Below are 10,325 nucleotides of genomic sequence, written 5' to 3'. Positions count from 1 at the left end.
TAATGTTTTAGCTAGTTCCAATAACCCTAATTTAGGCTTGATAATTTTTTGATGTAAGTTCATAGTAGTTAAGATTTATATCATCATAATTTAACAATTGTCAGATTAAATCCTAACTACTACACATTACTTTTACTGTGTGCCAACTTTTTATTGGCGGACATAAGCAGCGGCGTATACACATGAGCCATTTCTATCGCTGTGTTAGAATAGATATTCCTTAAGTTGACGCCATTGGCTGAACACATACTAAAATACAACCCTTACATTGACGCCCTTACCCGCGCAACTACCACCTACTGCTTATAGATAGGGGCTAAGATAAAACGCTTACCTGGTAGGGCACGCAATAGCCCTTGTAATTCCAGTGACAATAAGGCCGCTTGTAATGTGCCAGGTGGCAAAGCGGTAATATGGGTGAGCGCATCAATCGTTATGGGCTCTATAGCTTCATGTAACTGGTTTAAAACCAGTTGTTCGGATGGAGTAAGCGGATGGTTGGCATACGTATCAGCCTGGGGTTGATGGTGCACTTTCCAATTCATGATATAGACCAAATCATTTATATGGGTTAGGAGGTGTGCTTGATTCCGTTTAATTAATTGATGGCATCCTGCAGAAGTAGCTGAATAGATGCTACCCGGCAAGGCAAAAACCTCCCGGTGGTAATTATTAGCATAATAGGCGGTGATCAAGGCACCACTTTTTTCTTTGGCTTCAATTACTATAGTGACATCTGCCAGACCAGCTAGAATTCTATTGCGTGCCACAAAGGTATGGGCGCCTAATCCACTTCCTATGGGATACTCTGTGAGTAAGCCGCCGCTTACCTTACACATTTCCAAGGCTATGTTTTTATGCGCCGTGGGATAAATTTGATCCAAACTGGTGGGCAATACAGCTACGGTAGGTAGCCCCATCTCCAATGCCTGCCTATGGGCCCATATATCTGCTCCATAAGCTAAACCACTGACCACAAGGGGCTTATAAGGAAGTAATTGCTCTAAAAACTTAGTAATCGCTGCTTGTCCATAGGAGGTTAATTGCCGGGTACCCACAATGGCCACTACCCGCTGTTGGTTCAACTGTGCTTGCCCCTTATAATACAAAATAGAGGGACCATCTGGTAATTCTACCAACCTTTGTGGATAACTATGCTCCCCCATCGTCAGCAGTTGAATGCCCTCTGTTTCATGTAACGGTAAGATCTTTTCTGCTTGAACCAAGCTACTGCTTAAGGTGATCGATTGGGCTATTTTATAGGGAATCAAACTATTACCTTTATGTGCAGCTGCAAATACCGCTTGGGCATTGCCGAAATAAGCTAATAATTTTTTTAACCGGACAGCGCCTATACCTGGCACCAGGGAAAGTGCCACCCGGTAGTGTTTTTCAGTAAGAGGAACCATTGCTTTGTATAACCGTAAAATACAGCAGCTAATTTAGCGTATTTTTAAGCTAAAACCGCTGCCCTATCCGCTCTTTTATCTCCCAATGGCTAGCGGACCTCTATTTCCTTACCTTTGCACCAAAGAGATGCCAGCACTTGTATCTACAGTAAAAATTAGATATAATAATCTAATTTTTACTAAATATTTATCAGGCATTTAGCATAAATCAATCATATGGTATGGCTCAATAGCCTTTTGCTCATCATATGTACTTTTTTATTATTAACCCTGGTAGTAGGTCTAACAAGCAGAAAAGCCACCACATTTCGAGCATATGCTGTGGATACCAAACGACTTTTTACCGTTAAGCTGCTGGCTACCCTATTGGGGACCTCTTTTTGTGGTGTGTCCTTGTTATCTCCTGTAGAAGTGTGTTATAGTGCTGACCTCCCTAAAGTTGTGCTTACATTTATGCCTTCTCTTACTTTATGGCTTACGAGTCTAATGTGGATACGTATGGCGCCATTTACGCAACATCTTTCCATTGCAGGAACCATAGGCAGCGTATATGGCAAATATCCAAGGATTATTGTTGCGCTATTAGCTACTTGTTCTGCTATTTCTATTGTTAAAGATCAAATCAATGCCATCTCCACCATTATCACTATCTGTCTAGATGCCATTAACCCTACGTCCATCACCGTATTGGCTACCTTAACGCTTATTTTCTATGCAACTTTGGCGGGCATGCGTTCGGTGACAAATACCGACGTGCTACAATGCATCACCTTTGTTGTTATTATTGCGCTGATCGCTAAACTTATGTTTAAAAAAATAGATAAACCCACCTTAGATATTGTATCATTTTTACAAAACCAAGAAAAATTTAAACTGAGCAGCCTATTCCATCTTGATAAACAACCATTGAATCTGCTGTTATACGTTCCATTCTCTTGTTTTATCATTGCTGATCCTGGCAATATACAGCGGGTCTATATGTGCGCTAGCCCCGCTCAGGTCAAAAAAGTTTTTTTGTATGGCAGTTTGCTGTACCTGGTTATTATGTTTTTTGTATGTCTGATTGGTCTATTTGCTTTTGCCGGAAACCCAACGTTATCAGTAGAAAAAATTTAGCCGTATATCATAAGCACTATGCCATCTTTTTTAAAATATCTATTGTTATATGTGTATTAGGGCTGTCCATGTCTACGGCTGATTCTTATTTACATCTCTGTTCTGTTATGGTTGCCCATGATCTGATGGAAAGCATACGGGGGATACAACCCATCTCCTATCTGATGCAGATGCGAGTGGCTAAGTTAACTACACTAGCTTGGATTTGTTAGCTATGCTCATAGCCATTTATGCCAGTGATCTATTTATAGACCATAGCATTGCGCATGCGCTTAATATGCTTCATACGATTGACGGTAGCATCATACCACCCCTGTTTATCTTAGCTGTGTTTGGTTTCCGGGGTACTGCCCGTACCGCTTTGATAGGCATAGCTATAGGTATATTGGTTAGCTTGCTCTGTAACCAATGGGGGTTTACAACAGGATTCGCGGCACGTATCACACCTGCAATAGCCAATAGCTTGGGTATGATGGCGGCACACTATCTCTTACCACAACCAACAGGTATGATGTAAATGCCTAACCAGCTACTTTGTATCTATTCAAATCACTGGTTTATTGCGTTCAAAGAACAACGCCCCTGTAAAAAGTCGCGGTTTAGAAAGTGGCATTTTACAGATGATTAGGAAAGACAGTTTCCTTTGAAGCCCTCAAAGGGGGCGCTTTCTGTTTTTCGATCCTTAGGATGACACTTTCAGCGACTTTTTGCCGAGGGCTTGATTTTTTTGTCCACTTTTTTCTTGATAAAAAAGGGGGATACAATTCATTATTAACCAGTAATATGAACAGATACAAATTGCCTTGCTAACCAGTGTCCGTGCATAGATACGCTACTTTATCCCACACTGCCTTCTAAAGTAAGTGCCAGTAGTTTTTGGGCTTCTACGGCAAACTCCATAGGCAACTGATTAAGCACTTCCTTACAATAGCCATTGACAATTAGTGCAATGGCATTTTCATGATCCATACCACGTTGGTTACAGTAAAAAAGTTGATCTTCACTAATTTTAGAGGTAGTGGCTTCGTGTGCTACCTTTCCGGTTGGGTTTTTTACTTCTATATAAGGGAAGGTATGGGCCCCACAGCTATTACCAATCAATAAAGAGTCGCATTGAGAAAAATTAGTGGCGTGCGCTGCACCAGGTGCGAGTTTGACCAAGCCTCTATAGCTATTGTTGGACTTACCTGCTGCAATCCCCTTGGCTACAATGCGGCTCTTGGTATGTTTCCCTAAGTGAATCATCTTTGTGCCAGTATCTGCTTGCTGTTTGTGCTTGGTGACGGCTACGGAATAAAATTCACCTATTGAATGGTCTCCCATTAAAATACAACTCGGGTATTTCCAAGTAATGGCTGACCCTGTTTCTACTTGTGTCCAAGAAATTTTAGCATACGCACCGGCACAAAGCCCTCGTTTGGTTACAAAATTATAGACCCCGCCTACGCCTTCTTGATTACCTGGATACCAATTTTGTACCGTTGCATATTTTACATGGGAACGTTTTTCAGCATAAATCTCTACTACAGCGGCATGTAATTGGTGTTCATCACGCATAGGGGCTGTACACCCTTCTAAATAACTCACATAGGCATCTTCTTCCGCTATAATCAACGTGCGTTCAAATTGGCCTGTATTGGTGGCATTGATTCGGAAATAAGTAGAAAGCTCCATGGGACAATGGACCCCTTTAGGAATATAACAAAAGGAACCATCACTAAATACAGCGGTATTCAAGGTGGCAAAGTAATTATCAGTCATAGGGACCACTTTACCCAAGTATTTTTGAACCAAATCAGGGTGCTTTTGCACAGCCTCACTAAAAGAACAAAAAATAATACCCAACCTACTTAAGGTTTCTTTAAAGGTAGTGGCAACGGAAGCACTGTCCAATACGACATCCATAGCCACACCTGCTAGCCTTTTTTGCTCCTCTAACGAAATCCCCAAGCGTTTAAAGGTAGCCAACAGTTCTGGGTCAGCTTCTTCTAAACTGTTTAGTTGCACTTTTTGTTTAGGTGCGGCATAATAAATAATGTCTTGGTAGTTTATGGGCGGATAGACTACCTTTGCCCAGGTAGGCTCTTTTAACTTGGAAAGATGATCAAAAGCTTGTAAACGCCGTTCTAACAACCAATCGGGTTCATTTTTTTTCTCAGCAATCAGACGAATAGTCCCTTCTGTTAAGCCTTTTGGAATCGCATCTACAGGAATATTGCTCTCAAAACCATATTGATAGTCAGATGCGTTAACAATAGCTCGTATATCTTGTGTTGCCATAATTTCTCTAGATCAATAGCATGGTTTGTAAGGGCTCATCTGCCCTTAAGCTGCAATTTGCTTATTCTGTTTGTTCTATATGCTGTAGGGCTTGCTGGGCAGCCATTTGTTCAGCACATTTTTTAGTCCGGCCCGTCCCCTCTCCCATCACTTTTTCATCTATAAGCACTTGAGCGGTAAATTCTTTGTAGTACTCATACTGATTCTCCTCAAGAATCCTAAACATTACGTGAAGGTGGTGCTTATGGGCCCATTGGATGATCCTACTCTTAAAATTGGTATCATGCTCTATAAGCTCTTTCAAGCTTATATAATTGACTATAAGACGCTCAATAACAAATTTGCGACAGCGGTCATAGCCATGATCTAAGTAAACGGCACCAATAAGCGCCTCTAAGGCATTGCCATAAATAAACTTATGGCCACTTCGTTTGACAAGGTTTGTATCGTAATGCAATAGCTTATCTAAATGAATTTTACGCGCCAACCCATTTAGAGAATCCCTATTGACCAACCTTGAACGTATATCTGTTAAAAAGCCTTCTTCTTTTAAAGGATATCGCTTGAAGAGATAATCAGCAACCATAGCAGACAATATAGCATCTCCTAAAAATTCGAGTCGCTCATTGGAGGTGGGCCCCTCTTCTATAGAGCTATGTTGAAGGGCTACTCTATATAAAGCTAGATTTAAAGGCGCCATTCCAGTAACCGCTCTTACAAAAGAGACCAACTGTTGCGTACCAGAATCTCGCTTTGTAAAAAAATACTGAAGTAAACTCAGGAACCTTCCCATCTTTTGAAGATTATAGAAACGTTATGTCCACCAAAACCAAAGGCATTGTTTTGCGCAAATAAGATCGGTCTTTTCTCTGCCTTATTCAAGGTTAAATTGATACGGGGATCAATGGCTTCATCTAACACCTTATGGTTAATCGTTGGAGGCACCACTTGATGTACTAAAGCCAAAACAGTAGCTATAGACTCTATAGCACCTGCTGCACCCAGCAAGTGACCCGTCATCGACTTGGTTGAGCTAATATTCAGCCTATAGGCATGGTCACCAAATACATCTTGAATGGCCTCTATCTCATTGATATCACCCAATGGGGTACTAGTGCCATGGGCATTGATGTAGTCTATGCCATTTGGCATAAGCCCGGAACTCGCTAATGCACGTTGCAAAGCCAACATGACCCCACCCTTATCGGGTGCAGTAATGTGATAGGCATCTGCAGACATGCCTACACCTACTACCTCAGCGTAGATTTTAGCGTTTCTTTTTTGGGCATGGGTATAAGACTCAAGGACTAAAGCGCCGGCACCTTCTCCCATTACAAAACCATCCCGTGTCTTGTCAAAGGGACGAGAGGCTGTTAAGTAATCTTCATTGCGCTGGGAAAGAGCCTTTAATGCATTAAATCCAGCCATGCCTATTTGAATAATAGGCGATTCTGAACCACCTGCCACTACAACATCTGCATCACCCAACTTAATCAACTGACAAGCAGCTGCTATAGAATTTAAGGCAGAAGCACATGCGGCTACCGTAGCAAAGTTGGGACCTTTAAAGCCATATTTAATGGAGAGGTGACCAGCAGGAATATCTGGTATAATCTTGGGAATAAAAAAAGGATTGACTTTTGGGTCCATATCGTTTTTAGCAAACGCCAAAACGAGTTCTTCTGTAGTACCTAAGCCGCCTATACCAGAACCCCATACAATGCCTACCCGTTCTTTATCTACCAAAGGAGTGATCAATGCAGCATCTTGTATGGCTTCATCACCAGCTACCATCGCATACTGGGCAAATAGGTCCATTCGCCGCATATCTTTTACATCAAAGTAGTTGCGGGGATCATAGCCTTTTAAGGAACAAGCAAACTTAGTTTTATGCCTAGCCGTATCAAATCTAGTAATGGGCTCCGCACCACTTTGGCCAGTAACTAACCCATTCCAGTAGGCTGAAATCCCACTACCAATGGGAGTAAGGGCACCTAGTCCTGTAATAACTACTCTTGTGGGTAACATAGAAAAGGCAAACTAGACCTTAGGTTGTGCTAAGGTCTCTTCTAAGTAATCTACCACACTACCTACGGTTTGTAGATGAGTGGCTTCATCATCCTTAATACGTATATCAAACTCTTTTTCAAGCTCCATAACCAATTCTACTTGGTCTAAAGAATCAGCACCTAAATTATTGGCAAAATGTGCCGTAGGCAGCACCTCTTGTGCTGATACATTCAGCTTATCCACAACAATGGCTGCTACCTTAGCCATAATATCTTCCCTATTCATTTAATTAGCTATTTTATATTTGATTGAAATGAAGTTAATTACTAAGCTTACCACGGCATAACCGCATACCTAGAAGGCCAAGAAAGTGGGTCTACCGGCGCTGATTAGATGCTACTTTTTCTGCCTTCCAATGGGCGAATCTTTCATCCGCTTGCGCTTGGGTAATCGCCCCCTTTATAACGCCTACCTGAAGATGCTTTTTAAGCATTACGCCCTGCTTGGATAAAAGACCTTTAACCGTATGGGTAGGTTGCGCCCCCTGAAAAAGCCATTTTAGTGCGCTTACTTCATTCAGCTGAACCGTTGCAGGGGCCGTGTTGGGATTATAATTCCCAATTTTTTCTATAAACCGACCATCCCTGGGGGACCTGGCATCAGCTACAACGATGTCATACTCTGCCAGATGTCTTCTACCGCATCTAGCTAATCTTATTTTTACAGCCATAGTATTATCTTTCTAACGAATCTCGTTCGCCAATGGTTAATGGATAAGCGCTCTTCCAAAACAGTTACTGGTCATTTGCAGTCCGATCCGGTGCTTACCTCCTCACATACGCCTAGTACAGGTCAGCTTTGCGTGCTGGTTCCTCCTACACATTCCAAGCTATAAACACGTTGCAAAAAGCTTGTTATTTTTTGTTGATTACAGGAATCAGTGTGCAACACCAAGGACATTAAACGCGATCTACTGAAACAATGGCGCGCATGTCTTTCTTTTTGGCAAAAACAACCACCCCATCTGTTAAGGCAAACAAAGTATGATCTCTCCCCAAGCCCACATTTTTACCAGGATAATAGCGGGTACCTCTTTGCCTGACAAGGATATGACCGGCTGTGACTACTTCTCCACCATATTTTTTGATACCAAGCCGCTTACTTTCTGAATCTCTTCCATTACGGGAGCTACCGGCTCCCTTCTTATGTGCCATGTTATTATACTAGTTTATAATATCTTCAATAACAATCCGCGTGTGTGCTTGACGATGCCCCCGCTTTACTTTATATCCATTGCGTCTTTTTTTCTTAAAAACGATCACTTTATCTGCCTTGGTATGTGCCAACACCTTGGCCGTAATGGTTACCCCATTCAGCATAGGTGTACCAAGGGTCACTGCTCCTGCTTCATCATCTAAAAGTAAAACTTTATCAAAAGTGAGCAAAGCACCCACTTCACTTTGCAATTTAGGGGTGTAGAGCCACTGCGCTTTAGAAACTTTAAATTGCTTCCCAGCTATTTCTACAATTGCATACATATATTTATATAAGCTAAAAAATAATAACCCTTTCAAAATTAGAAAGGGTAAAGCTTAACAAACTTAAGCTTTTTTCTATAAAAAAAAAACGCCCATCAACCGATACTACCTACTTATGCGCAAGTATGGCTAGCGTGGCGCTCTTTCTACTCTCCTTGTTTAAGGAGTGAAAAGTCAAAAGTATCTAAATATTGGGTAGTAAATTGACCTTTTTGGAAGGCCTCATCCTCTACCAGCGCACGATGGAAAGGTATATTGGTTGGAATACCTTCTATAACAAACTCTTCTAATGCCCGCTTTATGCTGGCAATGGCATCGGCTCTAGTAGCTGCATGTACAATGAGTTTGGCAATCATAGAATCATAGTGTGCAGGCACTACATAACCAGCGTAAATATGGCTGGCAATGGTGGTACCTAACCCGCCTGGAAAATGCACATGGTTAATTTTTCCGGGGGCAGGTCGAAAGCCATGGAAAGGGTCTTCTGCATTAATACGTAGCTCTATAGCGTGACCTTGGGGATATAAATTGGGGCTATCTAATCGTTTCCCAGCTGCGATTTCAATTTGCGTTCTGAGTAGGTTAAAGCCTGTAACCGCTTCTGTAACAAGATATTCCACTTGAATGCGGGTATTCATTTCCATAAAGTAGAAGTTGTGGTGTTTATCCACTAGAAACTCCATGGTACCCACGCCTTCATACCCTATAGCCGCTACGCCTTTTAGTGCTGCTTCTGTTATCTTGGCCCGTAATGGTGCGGTCACAAAGGGAGAAGGAGATTCTTCTACTAATTTTTGGTGTCTACGCTGAATGGAACAATCTCGTTCAGATAAATGGATGACTTGACCATATTGATCGGCAACAATTTGTATTTCAATATGGCGGGGTTCTTCTATATATTTTTCCAAATATAGTCCATCTTTACCAAAAGAGGCGATGGCTTCTTGCCTGGCTTCTATCCATTTTTGGTGGAATGCTTCAGGTGTCTCAACCAACTTGATGCCTTTCCCTCCACCCCCTGCGGTTGCCTTCAGCAATACAGGAAAGCCTATTTCATGGGCCAAGCGGATGCCTTCTTCCACAGAGGTAAGCAACCCATTGGAACCAGGCACAATAGGCACACCAGCCGCCTGCATCGTGGCTTTTGCGGTAGACTTATCACCCATTTTACGGATAGCTTCCGCAGAAGGCCCGATAAATTTAATGCCGTATTCTGCACAAATACTCGAAAAACCAGCATTTTCAGATAAAAACCCATAACCTGGATGAATCGCATGGGCATCAGTCACCTCAGCAGCGGCAATAATGGATGGAATAGAGAGATAAGACAAATGGCTAGCAGGAGGACCCACACAGACGGACTCATCTGCAAAACGGACATGCAAACTATCCCTATCTGCGGTAGAATGTACCGCAACGGTTTTAATACCCATTTCTTTGCAAACCCGAATGATGCTTAAAGCAATTTCTCCACGATTGGCAATCAATATTTTTTGAAACATAAAAGATCAAACTGGAAAGATGAATGCGACCCTTACCCGGTAACAGGATCTACTAAAAACAGAGGTTGATCATATTCCACAGGCGAGACATCATCTACCAAGACCTGCACGATCTTGCCAATGACTTCTGACTCTATTTCATTATAGAGCTTCATAGCCTCTATGATACAGAGTTTGGTTCCCTTGACAATTTCATCACCCTCTTTTACAAAAGGGGCGGCTTCAGGATTAGGTGATCGGTAGAAGGTACCAATCATTGGAGACTTAACCGTGATATACTGGGGGCTATGCTCTGGGTCAGTTGCTGGCGTAGGCAACGACAGTGTATTGGGGGCAAGTGATGGCATATGTCCCGGGATAGGTATACTTCTTTTTATATGAATTTTAATAGCTTCCGTTTCAATATGCACCTCTTCTAACCCTGACTTGGTAATAAAGTCAATTAGCTCCTGAATTTCTTTCGTTTTCAT

Annotated in this window: 13 protein-coding genes; 3 read left to right on the top strand and 10 right to left on the bottom strand. The window is 42.1% G+C overall.

Annotated features, from left to right (window positions below; all coding sequences use genetic code 11):
• Nucleotides 1-296: 296 nt before the first annotated feature.
• Entirely contained in the window at nt 297-1,409 is a 1,113-nt protein-coding gene (gene dprA, locus NLX65_RS02120; RefSeq protein ID WP_260536668.1) for a DNA-processing protein DprA, read from the bottom strand.
• A gap of 237 nt (nt 1,410-1,646) precedes the next feature.
• On the opposite strand from dprA, the gene NLX65_RS02115 reads away from it, so the two are divergent.
• The 3 genes from NLX65_RS02115 to NLX65_RS02105 all read left to right on the top strand — a co-directional run bounded on the left by NLX65_RS02115 (nt 1,647) and on the right by NLX65_RS02105 (nt 3,042).
• On the top strand, nt 1,647-2,525 hold the full coding sequence (locus NLX65_RS02115; protein ID WP_260536666.1) for a hypothetical protein: 879 nt from the start codon (nt 1,647-1,649) through the stop codon (nt 2,523-2,525).
• A gap of 68 nt (nt 2,526-2,593) precedes the next feature.
• Nucleotides 2,594-2,737 carry a hypothetical protein gene (locus NLX65_RS02110; RefSeq protein WP_260536664.1) on the top strand — a complete coding sequence of 48 codons (144 nt, stop codon included), beginning with the start codon at nt 2,594-2,596 and terminating at the stop codon, nt 2,735-2,737.
• Nucleotides 2,738-2,739: 2 nt separating this feature from the next.
• Complete coding sequence (locus NLX65_RS02105; RefSeq protein ID WP_260536662.1) at nt 2,740-3,042, top strand: hypothetical protein; 303 nt, start codon at nt 2,740-2,742, stop codon at nt 3,040-3,042.
• 320 nt (nt 3,043-3,362) lie between these two features.
• Here the strand turns inward: NLX65_RS02105 and sufB are convergent, their stop codons facing one another.
• The 9 genes from sufB to accB all read right to left on the bottom strand — a co-directional run bounded on the left by sufB (nt 3,363) and on the right by accB (nt 10,325).
• Nucleotides 3,363-4,805 (bottom strand): Fe-S cluster assembly protein SufB, encoded by a 1,443-nt coding sequence (sufB, locus tag NLX65_RS02100; protein ID WP_260536660.1) that lies wholly within the window; start codon nt 4,803-4,805, stop codon nt 3,363-3,365.
• 61 nt (nt 4,806-4,866) lie between these two features.
• Nucleotides 4,867-5,598 carry a ribonuclease III gene (rnc, locus tag NLX65_RS02095; protein ID WP_260536657.1) on the bottom strand — a complete coding sequence of 244 codons (732 nt, stop codon included), beginning with the start codon at nt 5,596-5,598 and terminating at the stop codon, nt 4,867-4,869.
• Nucleotides 5,583-6,833 carry a beta-ketoacyl-ACP synthase II gene (fabF, locus tag NLX65_RS02090; protein WP_260536654.1) on the bottom strand — a complete coding sequence of 417 codons (1,251 nt, stop codon included), beginning with the start codon at nt 6,831-6,833 and terminating at the stop codon, nt 5,583-5,585. The genes rnc and fabF overlap by 16 nt, the downstream gene beginning before the upstream one ends.
• Nucleotides 6,834-6,845: 12 nt before the next feature.
• Nucleotides 6,846-7,100, bottom strand: coding sequence for an acyl carrier protein (locus NLX65_RS02085; protein WP_260536652.1), 255 nt, complete (start codon nt 7,098-7,100; stop codon nt 6,846-6,848).
• Between the two features lie 91 nt (nt 7,101-7,191).
• Nucleotides 7,192-7,545 carry a 30S ribosomal protein S16 gene (gene rpsP, locus NLX65_RS02080; RefSeq protein WP_312025855.1) on the bottom strand — a complete coding sequence of 118 codons (354 nt, stop codon included), beginning with the start codon at nt 7,543-7,545 and terminating at the stop codon, nt 7,192-7,194.
• A gap of 229 nt (nt 7,546-7,774) precedes the next feature.
• A complete protein-coding gene (gene rpmA / locus NLX65_RS02075; protein WP_260536650.1) occupies nt 7,775-8,029 on the bottom strand; it encodes a 50S ribosomal protein L27 in 255 nt (84 codons plus the stop codon).
• Between the two features lie 9 nt (nt 8,030-8,038).
• A complete protein-coding gene (rplU, locus tag NLX65_RS02070; protein ID WP_260536647.1) occupies nt 8,039-8,353 on the bottom strand; it encodes a 50S ribosomal protein L21 in 315 nt (104 codons plus the stop codon).
• 146 nt (nt 8,354-8,499) lie between these two features.
• Nucleotides 8,500-9,855: an acetyl-CoA carboxylase biotin carboxylase subunit gene (accC, locus tag NLX65_RS02065; protein ID WP_260536645.1), complete on the bottom strand. Its 1,356-nt coding sequence runs from the start codon at nt 9,853-9,855 to the stop codon at nt 8,500-8,502.
• Nucleotides 9,856-9,887: 32 nt separating this feature from the next.
• Entirely contained in the window at nt 9,888-10,325 is a 438-nt protein-coding gene (accB, locus tag NLX65_RS02060) for an acetyl-CoA carboxylase biotin carboxyl carrier protein (protein WP_260536643.1), read from the bottom strand.

Source organism: Candidatus Cardinium sp. TP (assembly GCF_025215055.1).
GTDB lineage: Bacteria > Bacteroidota > Bacteroidia > Cytophagales > Amoebophilaceae > Cardinium.
The sequence above is the reverse complement of the archived record's forward strand: the minus strand, read 5'-3'. Positions and strand labels throughout refer to the sequence as shown.

Bases quoted from the DNA above. Each gene is read 5' to 3' on its own strand.
- dprA (WP_260536668.1), bottom strand. From the start codon at position 1,409: ATGGTTCCTCTTACTGAAAAACACTACCGGGTGGCACTTTCCCTGGTG.
- NLX65_RS02110 (WP_260536664.1), top strand. From the start codon at position 2,594: ATGTCTACGGCTGATTCTTATTTACATCTCTGTTCTGTTATGGTTGCC.
- NLX65_RS02105 (WP_260536662.1), top strand. From the start codon at position 2,740: ATGCTCATAGCCATTTATGCCAGTGATCTATTTATAGACCATAGCATT.
- sufB (WP_260536660.1), bottom strand. From the start codon at position 4,805: ATGGCAACACAAGATATACGAGCTATTGTTAACGCATCTGACTATCAA.
- rnc (WP_260536657.1), bottom strand. From the start codon at position 5,598: ATGGGAAGGTTCCTGAGTTTACTTCAGTATTTTTTTACAAAGCGAGAT.
- fabF (WP_260536654.1), bottom strand. From the start codon at position 6,833: ATGTTACCCACAAGAGTAGTTATTACAGGACTAGGTGCCCTTACTCCC.
- NLX65_RS02085 (WP_260536652.1), bottom strand. From the start codon at position 7,100: ATGAATAGGGAAGATATTATGGCTAAGGTAGCAGCCATTGTTGTGGAT.
- rpsP (WP_312025855.1), bottom strand. From the start codon at position 7,545: ATGGCTGTAAAAATAAGATTAGCTAGATGCGGTAGAAGACATCTGGCA.
- rpmA (WP_260536650.1), bottom strand. From the start codon at position 8,029: ATGGCACATAAGAAGGGAGCCGGTAGCTCCCGTAATGGAAGAGATTCA.
- rplU (WP_260536647.1), bottom strand. From the start codon at position 8,353: ATGTATGCAATTGTAGAAATAGCTGGGAAGCAATTTAAAGTTTCTAAA.
- accC (WP_260536645.1), bottom strand. From the start codon at position 9,855: ATGTTTCAAAAAATATTGATTGCCAATCGTGGAGAAATTGCTTTAAGC.
- accB (WP_260536643.1), bottom strand. From the start codon at position 10,325: ATGAAAACGAAAGAAATTCAGGAGCTAATTGACTTTATTACCAAGTCA.